This window comes from Cohnella herbarum (assembly GCF_012849095.1).
In the GTDB taxonomy this organism is placed as follows: domain Bacteria; phylum Bacillota; class Bacilli; order Paenibacillales; family Paenibacillaceae; genus Cohnella; species Cohnella herbarum.
The window spans coordinates 1,926,496-1,941,209 of sequence record NZ_CP051680.1; the positions used below are offsets into that span (position 1 = coordinate 1,926,496).

The following is a 14,714-nucleotide window of genomic DNA, read 5'->3' on the forward strand; positions in this document are numbered from 1 at the left end:
TCTACACGCTCCTATAGTCATCAGTGCCGTTACTTCATCTTATTTTCTTCCGTTGTAAGTCGGTTTCTCCAGCGTATATAATTCATCGTCCAATTGATTGTATTTTTCGTTGATTACCGTTCTTGCGTCCGCTAACGCCTTATTGTACAAATAGGGCCCGAGTTCTTTAATCATAAAGTCGATGAGTTGCTCCGCTCCCAATGCTCCGATCGTTTCCGATCGCTCGTCTTCGAAATAAGCTTGCACGCTCCGAACGATTTCGTCTTTTTCTTCTCTTGGCAGCTTTAATATAATGGTCATATGGACCCTCCTTTATTTGTCATCGCCGATCGCCGGTTCGCCTCGAACCCAAGCACGACCTGCTGCGATCGCATCGCGAGGCTGGTTACTCACTCCACCCCTTTAAATACGAATTCCCTGTATTTCTTATAGTCGAGCTTCTCGTAAAAGCTTGAAGCCATTTTATTATCGACCCAATAGTCCAGTTCTATTTTATGTATGCTGTTTTCTTTAGCGATTTGTTCAACCTTACTCATTAATTGATAGCCGAGTCCCTTATGCCGAAACTCTTCCGCAACGCTCAGTTGGTGCACGTAAACGACTTTGTACGAATTTCTAAACGCATTTTCTTCGTAATCCTTGATCTCAATCCATACATATCCAAGCGATTGTTCTTGATCCATTATTATATAAAAGCGGAACTTCGAATTGCCCATGATGTGCTGATAGAAGTCGTTCATTGCCGCGTAGTTATAAGGTTTGAAGTATTCCGGGTATAAGCTCACATGCAAGTCATGGACGTCCTTATTCAGCCGCGCGATCAATTCGTGATCCGTAGTTTGAATGATTTCAAGCTCCAATTTCAATCACTCCCGGAAAATTTTATCTAAACCAATCCAAAAGCTTCAAGACCATCCGTTCCTTCTGATTAATGACGTGATTTGCGCAATGTGATGACGATTATGCCATACGAACCTTTGAAGCGCTATGTCCAACGTAATGTTGCCTAGTAATTGGGTCCTTAATTTTCTATGATAATCATCTGAGTTCATACCGTTAAGTACGCTTAAGAAGCGGCTATGGAGGGATTCAAGAAGTAGAATTGACGTTTCGATAGGGACGTCTTTGTAATCGTTGAGTTCAGCCCATAAATCTTCGCGATAGGAATGAACCAGAGGTTCATCTTCGGTTAGCGCCCTCTTAAAGCGTAAATAAGCGTTCATATCATTATCAGCCAGGTGATGAACGACTTGCTGAATGGTCCAGCCCTCGTGACGATATGGGGTTTGAAGCTGATCAAGCGTGAGGTTCGTCAACGTATGTCTAAGCGTTATCGTAATATCCGGAATCTGATTGATAAAGCTTTGACGCTCTTCGGACGAGGGTAACGGAATCGGTTCGAACTTTCCTATCGGAAAACGCGTTTGATCCAGTTCCCCTATCTTTCCGAAGGAAACTCTACTGGGTAATTCTTCTCTGTTTAGAGATTTGTAAACCTCAACGATATCAGGCACACGGGTCAACGTTAAATGAATCCCTTGAAGTATTTCCGGCTCCAACTCCTCTATCCGAACCACGTCTTCATGCATAAGAACCATTCGCCCTTTGGAGGATTTGATGTTCCGATTGGATCGATCAAAGATGTTGATCATGCTGTGACCGTCAGGTAGACTTTCGTTGTCTGGCAGTTCGAGAATCTCGCAAACCATCCATTCTTGATTTTTGGTAATGATCTTAACATATTGTCCGGCATAACGATTAAGTTCCAATACGATCACTCCTCTTGGGATCGGAATACTTGCTTAGCTGGCACTAAACTTTCGCATCATACTCTATCAGCCAACAATCTCGTAACTGTCCTTCATGCATCTCGTGCTTTTCCAGATACATCTTCTTTCTGAATCCACATTTCTCATAGACTCTTAAGGCTCTAGTGTTCCATGCCTGAGGGTCCATCACGATTTTCGTTGCCGCTTGATGATCTATCAGGTATTTAACGGTTTCTTGAATAAGCCGCGAGCCGATTCCTCTGTTCCAATATTCGCTTTCGCCGATAAATTGATCCATCCCATAGATGTTGCCTTGGTAATCCTTAAGGTCATATTGCTCTAATTCATCTTCATCAATGAGATAAAACTGCAGGTATCCGATGTCGACTTGGTTGTATTGAATAATACAAGGGGTGACTCCTTCGCAATCCTCATAAAAATGCTGCCTTACCAAGTCCATATCATGAGGTCGATCACGACCTTCATAATATTCTAAGACCACAGGGTCCGAGAGCCATCTTACTAGCAAGGGCGCATCCTCCGGTTCAAGACTTCTAAGGGAAATTTCATTGCTTTGATAAATGATCATAAGGGATTCTCCGATCTTGTTCTTCTGGCGGGTTCAGTAGATTACAGTTCTTTAATCATATGGATATCTTCCGGTTCTTTATTAAACAGCTCTTCATCGATGCCATCGGTTAACCGACTTCCATTGCTTCTATAGAAAGAGACGGCAGACCTCGTTTCCGTTGACGAAATATACAAATACTTGGCGCCCCTGCTTCTTGCCTCATCCGCAAGCTGATTTAAGATTTGGGTGCCAACTCCCTGTCTTCTATAATTTCTTGATACGTACATTAAATCCACTTGGAGTTGATCTTGATTAGCGCCTCTGAATTTGTGAGCTAGAACTCCGAACGCAATCAACATATCGCCATCGAAAGCTCCGATCGCCGTTCCTCCATGGCTTAACTCGAATAGATAACGTTCTTGCAATTCCTCAATCATCTCTACATTCCAATTGGGACATTCATGGTTCGCGCCGATCTCCAATAAGTTTCCGTTTTGCATCTTATAGATAAGATCGATATGTTCCGACCTGTCGATTTCTTTAAGCTTATTTACTTGATCTTGCGTCATCGTTCGATAGGTAATCATAACCGACCAATATCTCCTTGTTATCGACTGTCTAATCTTACGAACTCCGTCCCATCCCATCTTAAAGTTACCTCAACGTCTTTCCCAATTGAGTTATCGTAACTTGATTTCTTAATGGTGATTTCGTCTATCTTTTCTAATTTCGTTGAATACCTGCCGTTTCCCGCGCTTATGAATAGTTCCGGATTTCCGCTCACTGGTAGTTCCTTGATATGGTCATCATCCGTTATTGAAAATATTTTAAAGAAATATCCATTGCTAGTCCCATACTGTCCGATTGTAAAATCAGCTTGGCCATCCCCATTGTAATCATCGAATTCGATTTGAAAGAAGTCATTAAAGATGAGGTCATTAGTAAAGTGTTCGTTTAATGGAAACGTACTTTTGACCTCTCCATATTCATCGGTTATTACAATCTGAAAATCACCCGACCAGCCTCTTCCGTAAAAGGGGCTTGGCGACCAGTCTTCATAGTATCTTCCTTTAACCAATTGAAGATTTAACTTATCGTTCTTATGAGTGACCGAATATAAATCGTTGGTTGAAATCGTCATCGGTCCCGTAACCGTGATGGAGTTAGAGTTGCTATCGTTCACGGTTGCTTGCGCGGATTGGAGAACCGTCTCTTTCCCGCAACCTGCGAGCAAGAATAGTAGTGGGATAATTAATAACTTCTTCACGATGCGAGTATTCACTCCTGTCTGATGAATCATGCTAACGATATTTTCCCTATTGTTCACTTGATTCCTTCGTTATGATAAGCAACTTCATTTCCAGCGATTAATTTTCTTATTCCGCCTTGGTAATAGGGCATTAATCGTTCTGCTGTTTCCACATCCATCCATGCCAGCTCAGAGATTTCATCGGGCCTATCAATGCCTTCATTCCCTCCAATGATCTCTGCTCTGAAAGTGATGAAGATAACATGTTCATCAATACTCTCGAACTTACGTTCATTTACCGCCACTATGCCGTGAATTTTAACATCGAGTCCGGTTTCTTCTTTCGCTTCTCTTATCGCTGCTTCTTCTAGAGATTCGCCTTTTTCAACAGCTCCTCCGGGAAGCGACCAACTATCTCTACCCGTATTTTTGACCATTAACACTTTCGATTTTGTCCTATCCGTGATTAAGGAATACGTGACATCGACTCTTCTCATCTGACCGTCTTCCTCTCTTCCATTGAACTATTCCTCGACCTGAAAAATAGAATCCACAATGATTGGCAAATTATCTCTAACCGATACGGCTCCGAAAACGGATCTTGCGTGTATTCCCTTATCTCCGAACACATCTATCATTAAATCCGAAAAACCGTTCAATACTTTATGATGCTCTTCGAACTGCGCGCTAGCATTAACGAAGCCTTGAACTTTCACGGCTCTCACTACTTTATCTAGCGACCCTAAAGCCGACTTTAATACGGAAAGCACCTCAATACCGGTTTGCCTTGCAAATTGATATCCCTCTTGAGTAGAATAAACGATTCCTAATTTCCCTTTGGGATTGCCGGCAGGCCCTTTCCCGGAGACGAACATTAACCCATTTACAATGACATAATTAGCATATTTAGCAGCTGGATCGCTTGCGGATGGAAGAACGATGTTTAATTCCTTTAATCTATCTTCAGCAAAATAGGATGACATACTAAAACCTCCAATATTATAAATATTGGAAAGAGTTTACTCCTACAATCCCAAATGGTCAACCGTTAAGATCGCTTCTTATTTTTTCAATACTTTTTCTGGCTCGATCGTTTAATGTTTTTTTGTCTTTTAAGTTGTAATTTTCAAGTTCATGACCCGGATCGATAATTAAGGGTTCTTTGATAATCGTTTCAAGAATCACGTAGGTTGATTTATAGGCTTCATTTACAAGGTCGTTATCCAATTGTTTGCGGGTTTTCGTTATGATTTCAAGTATCCCTTCCGCGTACATAAGCTTAACAATGCTGTCTGAACTCATAACGTTTCTTGTTGCAAAAGACAGGACGCATCTGAGTATCGAAACGTCTTGATAATGACTGGCTATGGATGCTAAACGATGTACGGCTTGCCAGTCCCTAATCGACAGCTCTCTTGAACAATGATCAACCATTTCCTTAAACCAATCCGTTTCCGTTTCTTTAGGAACATTGTATTGTTGATATTCTTCATATCGTCCTTCACGGTACATCTGAAATGTATTTCCATCGAAGGAAGTGAACAATTGTTTAGCTCTTGTTAGTTGATCCGTCATGCATGTCACCTCCCTCTATGTCTCTCTCAAGGTTTAGTTGCTTTCCAAATGTATTTGTATTCTATAAGTTCGATTTTCCCGTTAATCTTATGTTGTTCGATTTTCTTGTCAAGCTCTTCCTTATACTCGGGTAGGGAGTAGTCAGGATTGCCCGGTATTCCCGATAGGAACTTAGTAAACTCGGCGTCATTAGGAAAGCAGTACTTTGCACGATTGAACTCGCGTATTTGTATATTTTCAAAATGGTTATTAATCAGTCTTTCCTTAACTAAATTAAGAGCCCCTGAGTGTATTCCATAAACAGTCCCTCCGGAAGTTAGAATTCGACTATGATTAAGGATTGACGTCGGGCCTCTTCGATCATAAATCAAATCGAATTGAGCGTCTGCGAATGGAAGCTCGCTTTTCGTTGTAGCCTCAATGAACCTGACATTAGAGATTTCCGTTTCCAGCAAACTCTTATTTGCAATTGTAATCATTTCAATGGAATTATCGAATCCAATTAGGGATTTGGAATGCTGAGACATTTTCATCGTAAAATCTCCGTGCCCACACCCAGCGTCCAACACGGATTGATAGTTAGGTAACATCTTTATTAATTCCTGTTCGAAAATTTCTTCGGCTGATACCCCTTCTATGGTAAACATCGCGTTACTTTTGTATCCGCCATTCCGAAGGGCTATTGCATTGTACCAATCCATTCCCATGTGAAACCTCCCTTATTGCATGCTCGTTACTTCGATCCACTTGACGACGAGTTTAATAAGCTTGTCCTTCTTCGCATTTACATCTGTCATATCGGTTAACTTCACTACTGCTCTATCGCCTGAAACCCAATCTAATAAGCCTGTTGAATCTTCGAACAACGTCCCCTCAAATTGCTCTTTTACTTTTGCGCCACGATGAAAGATAAGACGAAAAAAGTCTTTCCCTTGGAGATTAAACGTCACTTTATCCTCACCATTGTAACAAAAACTCGGCGCGTTCCATTTAATCTGTTCTGTGATGTTATCCTCCACGCTTAAAATAATTTTTCGAACCTCTTCTATTTCCCGCTTCAGGGGATGTTCAAGGTTGTTCATAAATTCAACGACTTGTTGATGACCGGAAAGTTTCTGATTAGCTTTCATGGTATTCACCCTCCAATCCGAGCGGGGATATTCATTGCCTCATCTTAATGGGACAATAGATCATAACATCATTGCTCTCGTCATCTGCATCTTTAAGTCTGCTCTCTTCATATTTCTCCAAATAATATGCAGTATCATCATACTCATAACCGTTTTCTTCAAGCCACTTCGTCGTAAAATCATAGGCCAAATAGTTCGAGCTTGAAGGTCCCCGATAATGAGTCAAGGAGTATGTACGAGGCAATAAATGAATATGGACCATACCTGGCGGCAAATTCCCAATCTGGCTCACTTCATAGCAGCAATAAAAATCAAGCATTCCATTACTGCTTTTGTAATTCGGCGGTGTGATGCCGTAAGTAATTTCTTGATTTATGATATTCTTTATCTCTTCTCGTCTACTTATTAATTCATGAAAAGCATCTCTTACCGGAGCCTCTAAAGTAGCCATTGTACCGGATGCCCTTACACCGATGTAGGAAGTAATAGCGCTGGTTTGAACGATTTCAATTTTCATTGAATTAGCTCCTCTGCTCATTGTCCGTTCAACTATTCTTCAAATTCATTCTCATATTTACGTAGTGAGGCATGAATCCAGCTTTTCTCCAGAAGTTCTGACCTTTCATATTACATTGCAGTACATCAATCTCGAGGTTTTGAATCCCCTTAAATCTTTCTTGCTTTAATTTCTCGATACCTGTTATCCCGTGTCCATTATTTCTGTATTCCCGCTTAATAAAATACTGCCGCAAGTAGACATCTTTTAACTCCATATGGTAAGGGTTACTTCTGAATTGATATAAAGCGTACCCGATCACTGTATTGTCGAACAGTAATAAATCAACATTCCAGTCACCTAAGATCCAATCCTGCATTCGTTGCCTTAGTTGTTCATCGTTCATTGGATTTTCGCTGCCCTCGTCTGCAATGAGTTGACGATTCATCTCCGTTAGAATGATCAGATCTTCTTCAGATGCGCCTATGATTTGAAGTTCCATATGAATTCACCTCTCTCTCCCCAGAATATCTATTTCTCTTAAAATTTTTTTCCATGTTTCCGTAATTCTTTAAGCTTCGATTGGTAAAAATAGTCCTTCGATTTCTAAAGGGCGATATTCCGCAAGAATAGTTGTACAAACTAGGTTTCTGATCTTTTGTAATGGAATATTATCGGTTCTGCCATTAAATCAGTCCTTTCAAGTTCTTCGCGCTATTAGCAAATATTAATCGGAGTAATTTACTAATCGACCTGGCTCAAACTTCTTATCAATAAGGTTTAATAAGTGACTTCCTAGACGTTCTGTTGATTGCAATTGTCCCGACTGATGCGCATGTTCAAAAAACTTCGCCATTTCGAATTGTTGAGCACTCTTTCCTCTTGCGATTCTCTGCATTTCGGTTTCTACCATTCCCGGGTCGACTGCAATGATTTCGATCGGGTTATGTTGCTTCGCCTGCTCTGCGCCCACACATTGCGTAAACATATTTATACCGGCTTTTGCAGTACAATACACGCTCATTGCAGGAGCAGGATAGGTTCCGGATCCCGAAGAAATATTCATAATTTTTCGTCTGATCGAGGTAATATTTTCAGTTAACTTAATAAAGGAAGAAGCCAAAACCATAGGAGCAATTAAACTAATTTGTAAGTTTTCATTAATCTCTTCAGGTTGACATAACTCTATCGATTTCAAAGGTTCAATCATGGCTGCATTGTTGATGAGACAAATCATTTCCGAATCATCTATGTCCATCTGATTGAAGATGTCTTTCAGCAAGCCTTCAATCCCCAATATATGACTTAAATCAAAATGGATTGGTTTAAAGTTGCTGTAGTTTAATAAGACATTGGATTTTCCTCTTGAAATGCCGTAGACCAAGTGGTCCTTCTCTAGCAACATTCTAGCTACTTGCTCGCCGATGCCCCTTGATGTACCCGTAATAATAAAATGACTTGGCATGATGTCTGTGCCTCCTTGATCTCGTTCATTTATAAATATCCTCCCTTACTATCAGGCAAGGATTGATATGACTCTTTGGATTCTAGGATCTCTATTATTAGTTTTGTAAGTCCTCGGAATTCTTGGTGTTTCTTATCCTCATTAAATTCTCCAGTCCACTTAAAGACCTTAACTTTCCCGTTATATTGTATTTCTAAAATGTATCCCGAGCTTGGAATTAGATTCATTCCTTCTATTTCTTCAGGATAATGAAAGAAATCTATTTTCTTCATGTATTCATATATTCTTTTCTTCTCATCATTACTCAGCGTTAAACCAGTTGTAACCACACCATCCTGAACTAGATCTTTCGTGTATTTATCGCTAAATGTATCCACTAGGTTTTTGGTCATTACTCCATACCTAAATATAAAATTAAAGTCTTTAGGGTACTCGCTTTTTGAACTTCCCATTAACATAATAAGCAAACAGAAAACAATGCATCTTATTAGTAATTTCATATCAATTGCTGCTCCTCCTTCCGATACAGCAAAAAAATGAAGCCGCGGCGATAGGGGGCACACCTCCTCTGATTCACGCGCGGCTACGATAACTTTTACTTATATACTAATTCTTTACTATTCTGCTTGATACAAAATCAATTATTTTCTGCCTGTTCCAAAGGACGAATTTATATTTTTTTCCGTCACGTGTTTCAATCGTCATTCCGTTTGGTATTAATCCAAGGGTATTCCGTTTAGTAATTGTAGAAATCTGATCAAAGGCGATCTCGGTAATCTGGGTTTGAATATTAATCGCGTGTGCAGTAAATAGAACGCTTTTGTCTGATATCCTAATACGCCCACCAACCGATTCTATTCCTCTAAATAGATTTGCAACGACATCGAAGTGTACATTTCCCGTTTGACTCACATTGATTCCTCCAGAAGGATTATTTAATCGTACATTTGTATTTGTAAACTTATTCAAGTAACGTTTGCGAGCAGTTGATTAAATATCTGTTCTCTTTATCCGATCTTGTTCCGAAATATCAACCAAGTTTGCCGTTCGACTTTTTCGGTCCGGAAGTAGCGGAAAGAGCACCGTCGGCAGATTCTGATACCAGTATGCAACGCTGCAATAGTCATCGCTTCGCTCGAAGTAACAATTGCTGTCATCTGCGGGCGCACCGGCGGCAGTATACCGTATAAACCGATCTCCATAAAAATCACTCGCTTTTTCGGCTGAACCATAACCGATTTGCTGAACCGTCACTTTCAGCCTCGACTGAAAGTAGATCGGATCCTTTACATGAAACCGATAAAGCGAAAACAAACTGTTTGCATGATCTACAAGAGGTGCTCCTTGATAAGGTGTCACTACCTCCTCCAAACCCCAAGCAGACCCCATATAATCTTCGGTGCCGGTGCCGCAGATCGTCGGGTAATCGTCATCCTCGTCGATGAAAAATTTGACTTCCCCTTCCCCCCACCATCCGTCGCGAAAAATGCTTCGCACTCCTAGCACAGTACCAAGATAAACTCCTCGACCCTGAATTCCGTCCAGAATCGTATAATCCACTTGGAGAGGACAAGGGTTCAACCTGCGGAACTGGGCATGAAAGTAGCCGGAGTCCTCATCGAGTTGATCTCCGAGCGTAAAGTCGATTTGATAAAACAGCATCTCGACATCTTGATCCGAATCATTTTCGATAGTTATAAGAGCCCGTTCTCGAAAAGGCATCGGTATCCAGCAGTTCAACCCTTTCCCCATCTGCATCGCGACGCATTCGGATAGAAGATTTTTCTGCCTGCCGTGCGCTATTCCAAAAAAATCCCCGATCGGAACTTCGACGCTGGGCCAGGTTTGTCCATCCCAATACATGCGAATGATCACGTTGCGCATATGTTCGATGTTCCCAGGCGGTAACGTACACCATATGTGCCGGACGATCCCGGGTCCTTCTACGTCGAGGAGGACATGCTTCTCCCCTTTTTTGAAAGGCCAAATACATGGCGCTCCTTTACGGCCGTTGTTGCGGATTCCGCCTTTCCCCGCTTCAGCTGTGGTGTTCTCCGCAGTTGCGGCCCTACTGGTTAAGTGCGATAGTTTGAATAGCATACTTATCCTCTTCTCCATCTAGGTTCGTAGTCGGATTCTCTATACCTCTATAGTCGTTCTTGTTTTCATCTCTAAGAAACCAAATAAAAAATCGAGCATTAAAAATAGAAATAATGAAATTAAAGCGTATTCCATTAAGATTTGGTTAACATTGAATCCTATCAATATCAGTAGCACTGTTATTATTGCTAAAGCTGCTATTCCTATTCCAATATAGAATAAAATAATCAAGGGGATGTTGCGTGTGGTTTAAGAAAAGAATATACAGAAATGATTAATGAGGAAATAAATGAACTACTTAGCTTAGCCGCTATACTTCCGGTATTCATTTCCTTCGCACCTTTCTTGGGATGGCAAGACCCTCCCTAAGAGTCCATTTCGAATCACATAAAACTACCGATGTCTCTACTTGTCTTTCCGGAATATCCCAATATGTTCGTAGTAACATCTTCTTCTCATTCGGTGAAGTAAGGGAAAAGCCGTTTTTCAAGTAAAATTTTATAGCCCATTCCGCACTGCTCCATGTCCCAATCAAGATTGGTTTATCTGTTAAAGCTATGATATGAGACAATAGTTTTGTACCCAGCCCACTATTACGCTGGTTTGTTCTTACATAAGCATGCCTAATTAAAGATACTTCCCCTTTATCTTGAATTCCCATAACTCCCAACAATTCATGATTTTCTTCAAATCCCCAAAATACGACTCCGTCGTGTATCTCATGATTCAATTCACTAATGGACATATAAGGTTCATGATACCTATCTTCAGGAATAACTCCTTTATATGCCTGCGCTGCATCATTAATGATTTGATAGATTGTATCCGTATCCGTGTTATTACATAATCTAATCATAAATCCTCCAGATATCGATTTGAATTTACTTTTACTTTATTCAACTCCAATTACTTGTTCTGTCGTCACCTTAAACTCCTTAACATTTATCTCTAATTTCATTATCCCTTCTTTATCAAGTCCTTTTGTATTTAATCTGAATGTACCTGATAGGGCTTTCGACGTATTACCATGAACATTCTTGTTTATATCTAATCTAATATTTTTATCTATTAATCGATCCTGAAGATCAATCGTTATTATGGGTTCAACTGTTTTTATCAAAAATGTTCTATCTGTTCGGTTCCATAAATTAAAATTGTAATTTACTACGGTTTCAGCCAAATCTTCAGATCCCCCTAGACCGATGGAGATCGAATTTATTATTAGTCCATCATCTACTATGCCATCCTTTTTATCACCACTAAATTGACATCCACTCAGAGCAAGAATCGAGAACAGTGATACTACTAGCATTGAATGTTTATACATCTTCAATTTGAGAACTCCTATCTCTTTATGCTTTGAATTTGCTCGCTTCTAAGATTCGATTTATACAAAGCTGATGATGTATCTCTTCACGTATCTTAAATATATCCTAAGCAGATCGTCTTCCAAAGTCCCTTAAATGGTATTATAACCCAGCATATCTGTTTCTGCTCTTCAATTTATCATTAATTATTGGTTTATTTATAAAAAAAAGCCGCAGCGTCAAGGAGGATACAGTTCCTCAATTTGCATGCGACTAATAACGTTCTTGGATGACTAACTTAGAAATATTCGTTAATTTGACCACCTATTGATCCTTTAGAGGTCTTTCAAAAATGATCTCGTAATGGGTTGGTTTCCCATGACCATTATAATTGGTAGGCAATACTTGAACTAATCTCCATCCTTGATTTGCGTAATCGGCAATCGTTTCCTGATGTGTAGCCGAAGTGAAGAATCCGCCTAGAGAAGTCTCAACAAACCTATATTCATACATACTTGAATACCTCCGGTTCATTTGTTGAATTCATTTATTTACTAAATAATCGATAACGGGATAAGAGATCAGATTCCTATCTCTGTATGTTAAAGTTATTACATCGCTTTTCGTGCTTAAAATCGCATTTTGTAATAATACAGGTTTGAATCCTCTTTCGCTTGCTCCATTATAGGTAAATAGGACGCAATGCTCTGCAGCAAAGCCTTGAAATAATAACTAATTCAACTTCATGACTCCTTAAAACCCGTTCTAGATCCGTTTTCCAAAAGGCATTCGAATGCTCTTTAGTCAATCTTAGGTCATTATCCTTGATTTGGACTTCCGGAATTACGTCATACCTCTCTTTATTCGATTCTTGCATACCTTCTATATCTTGAATATGTATCACTAAATGATCTTTAGAACGAATTAATTCTGAAACATGATTTATGTACAAACTTGCATGATCTAAGATCTTCTTTTCCAGTGGATCCTCCTGCAAAATACGGGTTGCATATCAATAATTAAGAAGCCTATTTTCATCCAATGACACTCCTTCATAATAGCTATGGCCTTGAACCCCTTATTAAAGAGTACTTTTTAGAAATTGATAGATTTCAAATCCCAAAAATATTGAAATATTTATTATTATTGCCCATCTAATTATTTGTCTTAGCGATCTTGGAAAATGGTTAAGTTGTTTAGGATTTTGAAATCCGTTAACTGCATCATAATGTTTAATTACATCATTAAATCCTTGTCTTTCGGATAAATCAAAATTACTATCAGGTTGGGTTGTATGAATTGTTTTATCATCATATGGATTATATTTATTATCCATTTCACACCACCTCCCGAAAGTTATTTCAATTTCACTCCGTTCACAAAAGGTCAGCTGATTCGGGCCGAGTGTTCTCTACACTTCAATTATGCCTTGTACTTCATAGGGGTAATCAATTTGTTTTTTGATGATTTCAGCCGCTTCCTTATTTACAAAAAGTTCAACTATGTATAATGCCAGATCTATTGAAGTTGATACCCCTCCAGCCGTTATTATGTTCCCGTCTTTAATTATTCTTGTTTTAACGACTTCTTTACAATAGGGCTCCAGCAGCTCATATGCATTGGGATGTGTTGTTGCTTTCGTATGCTTTAGAAATCCCGCAGCTCCTAGTAATAAAGACCCCGTACAAACGGATACAAGGTATTCGACATTCGCAGCTTGTTTAAGCCAAGTAATAAATTCATCATCGAATCTAAGCTTTCTTGTCCCCATCCCCCGGGAACAAAGATGAGATCATAATTTGATAGATCAGGCTTGATCTTGTTCACTTTAATCGTTAATCCTAATTCATCGGTTATTTCTTCTGTCATTCCACAAAAATCCCATGTTGTCCCCTTACCTTCTTCGAACAAATTCAAACGATATATCACATCGTAAAATCCTATCAAGTCTAAAAATGTGATCCCGTCAAAAGCAATAAGCCCAATCTTCATATAAATCCCCCTAGATTAACGCGCTAAAAATAACGTTGAAACATGCATACCTGTGGGCAAACATTTCCCTCACCCTCAATTAATGAGGAAGGTAAATTTGAAAGAATGTAATGATTGTCTCTAAATTATAATAATCCTTTTATTTGATTAGTGAGATTCTCATTAGATGCCTTGATTTCGTATATCTCTAATACTACTTTGGAATCTTCTATTCGTCCAAATGGTACTGTAGCTCATTCATTTCCAATGGGTGAAAGAAAAAGTAATTTTGTTGGGCATCGCAAATATTGGACTAACTTCGTTTTTATTACTATGACACCCAAGTAAAACAGAAATAAAAGTACTGTTAAGCAAGCTGACTTCATACGGTCACCGCCGTTTGTCGAATACCAATTAGACAATATCCATTAGATGGAAGTTTAGTTTTTTGCGCTGCTTGGAACTATTATCTGATTTTCGCATAAATGCATGTATCTCTTAATTGGTTGCCTTTTACGGATCTATCCTCGTTTCTTAAGATACCTTCTAATGAAAAACCTGATCTTACGGCCACTGCTTTACTCTTTGCATTTAAATTGTCACACCGTATTTCTAGTCTTCGTGCCTTTAACTCATTAAATGCGAAATCGGAAATCCCTTGTACGGCTTCGGTCATATACCCTTTGCCGCTATATCGAGTATCTATCCAATATCCAATCTCGAATTTCGGTAAACCCCAGTTAGGGTTATGTAACCCGAATGATCCAATAAACTGATTTGTTTCCTTAAGGAATATTAAGAGTCGTAAATCCTCTCTTTTGATAAATCTAATATGTGCTTCTCTAATATTTACTTCTGTATTTTGTTCCGACTGCTCGCCTTGAGCAAACGGTAGCCATTCCTTGAACTCATGAATTGATTCTTGTATCGCATTATAAACAATACGTCCATCCCCTGGCATCGGCATTCTTATGAGTAATCTGTCCGTATGAAATTGACTTGGAAAATCTAATAATAATGGATTCAAAACGTATCACTCCAGTTTCTACCTGATTTTTGATCTTATTAATAAGTATGAAAA

General features: G+C 39.3%; 22 protein-coding genes and 1 pseudogene. All 23 read right to left on the reverse strand.

The genetic code is table 11. The annotated features are described in order from the left end of the window. Positions 1-39: 39 nt before the first annotated feature. On the reverse strand, positions 40-300 hold the full coding sequence (locus tag HH215_RS08480; RefSeq protein ID WP_169279503.1) for a DUF2164 domain-containing protein: 261 nt from the start codon (positions 298-300) through the stop codon (positions 40-42). Positions 301-389: 89 nt separating this feature from the next. After that, the gene (locus HH215_RS08485) at positions 390-860 is read right to left on the reverse strand and encodes a GNAT family N-acetyltransferase (protein WP_169279504.1); all 471 of its coding nucleotides are present in this window, start codon (positions 858-860) and stop codon (positions 390-392) included. Positions 861-905: 45 nt separating this feature from the next. After that, the gene (locus HH215_RS36830; protein ID WP_310735568.1) at positions 906-1,769 is read right to left on the reverse strand and encodes a YfiT family bacillithiol transferase; all 864 of its coding nucleotides are present in this window, start codon (positions 1,767-1,769) and stop codon (positions 906-908) included. 43 nt (positions 1,770-1,812) lie between these two features. Then, a complete protein-coding gene (locus HH215_RS08495) occupies positions 1,813-2,358 on the reverse strand; it encodes a GNAT family N-acetyltransferase (protein WP_169279505.1) in 546 nt (181 codons plus the stop codon). A gap of 41 nt (positions 2,359-2,399) precedes the next feature. After that, positions 2,400-2,927 carry a GNAT family N-acetyltransferase gene (locus HH215_RS08500; protein WP_169279506.1) on the reverse strand — a complete coding sequence of 176 codons (528 nt, stop codon included), beginning with the start codon at positions 2,925-2,927 and terminating at the stop codon, positions 2,400-2,402. Between the two features lie 20 nt (positions 2,928-2,947). Further along, entirely contained in the window at positions 2,948-3,607 is a 660-nt protein-coding gene (locus HH215_RS08505) for a hypothetical protein (protein WP_169279507.1), read from the reverse strand. A gap of 56 nt (positions 3,608-3,663) precedes the next feature. Continuing rightward, positions 3,664-4,086, reverse strand: coding sequence for an NUDIX hydrolase (locus HH215_RS08510; RefSeq protein WP_169279508.1), 423 nt, complete (start codon positions 4,084-4,086; stop codon positions 3,664-3,666). A gap of 27 nt (positions 4,087-4,113) precedes the next feature. Further along, positions 4,114-4,572 (reverse strand): RidA family protein, encoded by a 459-nt coding sequence (locus HH215_RS08515; protein ID WP_169279509.1) that lies wholly within the window; start codon positions 4,570-4,572, stop codon positions 4,114-4,116. Between the two features lie 58 nt (positions 4,573-4,630). Next, positions 4,631-5,164 carry a hypothetical protein gene (locus HH215_RS08520; RefSeq protein ID WP_169279510.1) on the reverse strand — a complete coding sequence of 178 codons (534 nt, stop codon included), beginning with the start codon at positions 5,162-5,164 and terminating at the stop codon, positions 4,631-4,633. A 26-nt stretch (positions 5,165-5,190) separates the two neighbouring features. Next, positions 5,191-5,871 carry a class I SAM-dependent methyltransferase gene (locus tag HH215_RS08525; RefSeq protein WP_169279511.1) on the reverse strand — a complete coding sequence of 227 codons (681 nt, stop codon included), beginning with the start codon at positions 5,869-5,871 and terminating at the stop codon, positions 5,191-5,193. Positions 5,872-5,883: 12 nt separating this feature from the next. Beyond that, positions 5,884-6,294, reverse strand: a complete 411-nt coding sequence (locus tag HH215_RS08530; RefSeq protein ID WP_217362287.1) for a DUF1801 domain-containing protein — start codon at positions 6,292-6,294, stop codon at positions 5,884-5,886. 31 nt (positions 6,295-6,325) lie between these two features. Further along, complete coding sequence (locus HH215_RS08535; protein WP_169279512.1) at positions 6,326-6,811, reverse strand: GyrI-like domain-containing protein; 486 nt, start codon at positions 6,809-6,811, stop codon at positions 6,326-6,328. Positions 6,812-6,839: 28 nt separating this feature from the next. Beyond that, positions 6,840-7,292 (reverse strand): GNAT family N-acetyltransferase, encoded by a 453-nt coding sequence (locus HH215_RS08540; RefSeq protein ID WP_169279513.1) that lies wholly within the window; start codon positions 7,290-7,292, stop codon positions 6,840-6,842. Between the two features lie 225 nt (positions 7,293-7,517). Beyond that, a complete protein-coding gene (locus HH215_RS08545) occupies positions 7,518-8,255 on the reverse strand; it encodes an SDR family NAD(P)-dependent oxidoreductase (protein ID WP_254450419.1) in 738 nt (245 codons plus the stop codon). Between the two features lie 29 nt (positions 8,256-8,284). Next, positions 8,285-8,755, reverse strand: coding sequence for a hypothetical protein (locus tag HH215_RS08550; protein ID WP_169279514.1), 471 nt, complete (start codon positions 8,753-8,755; stop codon positions 8,285-8,287). A 106-nt stretch (positions 8,756-8,861) separates the two neighbouring features. After that, positions 8,862-9,167: a PH domain-containing protein gene (locus tag HH215_RS08555; protein WP_169279515.1), complete on the reverse strand. Its 306-nt coding sequence runs from the start codon at positions 9,165-9,167 to the stop codon at positions 8,862-8,864. A 78-nt stretch (positions 9,168-9,245) separates the two neighbouring features. Further along, positions 9,246-10,355, reverse strand: coding sequence for a glycoside hydrolase family 172 protein (locus HH215_RS08560; RefSeq protein WP_169279516.1), 1,110 nt, complete (start codon positions 10,353-10,355; stop codon positions 9,246-9,248). 325 nt (positions 10,356-10,680) lie between these two features. Then, entirely contained in the window at positions 10,681-11,211 is a 531-nt protein-coding gene (locus HH215_RS08565) for a GNAT family N-acetyltransferase (RefSeq protein ID WP_169279517.1), read from the reverse strand. 36 nt (positions 11,212-11,247) lie between these two features. Next, a complete protein-coding gene (locus HH215_RS08570) occupies positions 11,248-11,688 on the reverse strand; it encodes a hypothetical protein (RefSeq protein WP_169279518.1) in 441 nt (146 codons plus the stop codon). Positions 11,689-11,986: 298 nt separating this feature from the next. After that, entirely contained in the window at positions 11,987-12,196 is a 210-nt protein-coding gene (locus HH215_RS08575) for a DUF4177 domain-containing protein (protein ID WP_310735570.1), read from the reverse strand. 547 nt (positions 12,197-12,743) lie between these two features. Beyond that, positions 12,744-12,998 (reverse strand): hypothetical protein, encoded by a 255-nt coding sequence (locus HH215_RS08585; RefSeq protein ID WP_169279520.1) that lies wholly within the window; start codon positions 12,996-12,998, stop codon positions 12,744-12,746. Positions 12,999-13,073: 75 nt separating this feature from the next. Beyond that, positions 13,074-13,654 (reverse strand): annotated as a pseudogene (locus HH215_RS37005) (DJ-1/PfpI family protein). Between the two features lie 445 nt (positions 13,655-14,099). Next, on the reverse strand, positions 14,100-14,660 hold the full coding sequence (locus HH215_RS08595) for a GNAT family N-acetyltransferase (protein WP_169279521.1): 561 nt from the start codon (positions 14,658-14,660) through the stop codon (positions 14,100-14,102). Positions 14,661-14,714: the final 54 nt, after the last annotated feature.

What these genes read in the sequence shown, in the direction of transcription:
- HH215_RS08480 (WP_169279503.1), bottom strand. Translation starts at nt 300, where the DNA reads ATGACCATTATATTAAAGCTGCCAAGAGAAGAAAAAGACGAAATCGTT.
- HH215_RS08495 (WP_169279505.1), bottom strand. Translation starts at nt 2,358, where the DNA reads ATGATCATTTATCAAAGCAATGAAATTTCCCTTAGAAGTCTTGAACCG.
- HH215_RS08500 (WP_169279506.1), bottom strand. Translation starts at nt 2,927, where the DNA reads ATGATTACCTATCGAACGATGACGCAAGATCAAGTAAATAAGCTTAAA.
- HH215_RS08510 (WP_169279508.1), bottom strand. Translation starts at nt 4,086, where the DNA reads ATGAGAAGAGTCGATGTCACGTATTCCTTAATCACGGATAGGACAAAA.
- HH215_RS08515 (WP_169279509.1), bottom strand. Translation starts at nt 4,572, where the DNA reads ATGTCATCCTATTTTGCTGAAGATAGATTAAAGGAATTAAACATCGTT.
- HH215_RS08520 (WP_169279510.1), bottom strand. Translation starts at nt 5,164, where the DNA reads ATGACGGATCAACTAACAAGAGCTAAACAATTGTTCACTTCCTTCGAT.
- HH215_RS08525 (WP_169279511.1), bottom strand. Translation starts at nt 5,871, where the DNA reads ATGGGAATGGATTGGTACAATGCAATAGCCCTTCGGAATGGCGGATAC.
- HH215_RS08530 (WP_217362287.1), bottom strand. Translation starts at nt 6,294, where the DNA reads ATGAAAGCTAATCAGAAACTTTCCGGTCATCAACAAGTCGTTGAATTT.
- HH215_RS08535 (WP_169279512.1), bottom strand. Translation starts at nt 6,811, where the DNA reads ATGAAAATTGAAATCGTTCAAACCAGCGCTATTACTTCCTACATCGGT.
- HH215_RS08540 (WP_169279513.1), bottom strand. Translation starts at nt 7,292, where the DNA reads ATGGAACTTCAAATCATAGGCGCATCTGAAGAAGATCTGATCATTCTA.
- HH215_RS08545 (WP_254450419.1), bottom strand. Translation starts at nt 8,255, where the DNA reads ATGCCAAGTCATTTTATTATTACGGGTACATCAAGGGGCATCGGCGAG.
- HH215_RS08550 (WP_169279514.1), bottom strand. Translation starts at nt 8,755, where the DNA reads ATGAAATTACTAATAAGATGCATTGTTTTCTGTTTGCTTATTATGTTA.
- HH215_RS08560 (WP_169279516.1), bottom strand. Translation starts at nt 10,355, where the DNA reads ATGCTATTCAAACTATCGCACTTAACCAGTAGGGCCGCAACTGCGGAG.
- HH215_RS08565 (WP_169279517.1), bottom strand. Translation starts at nt 11,211, where the DNA reads ATGATTAGATTATGTAATAACACGGATACGGATACAATCTATCAAATC.
- HH215_RS08575 (WP_310735570.1), bottom strand. Translation starts at nt 12,196, where the DNA reads ATGAACCGGAGGTATTCAAGTATGTATGAATATAGGTTTGTTGAGACT.
- HH215_RS08585 (WP_169279520.1), bottom strand. Translation starts at nt 12,998, where the DNA reads ATGGATAATAAATATAATCCATATGATGATAAAACAATTCATACAACC.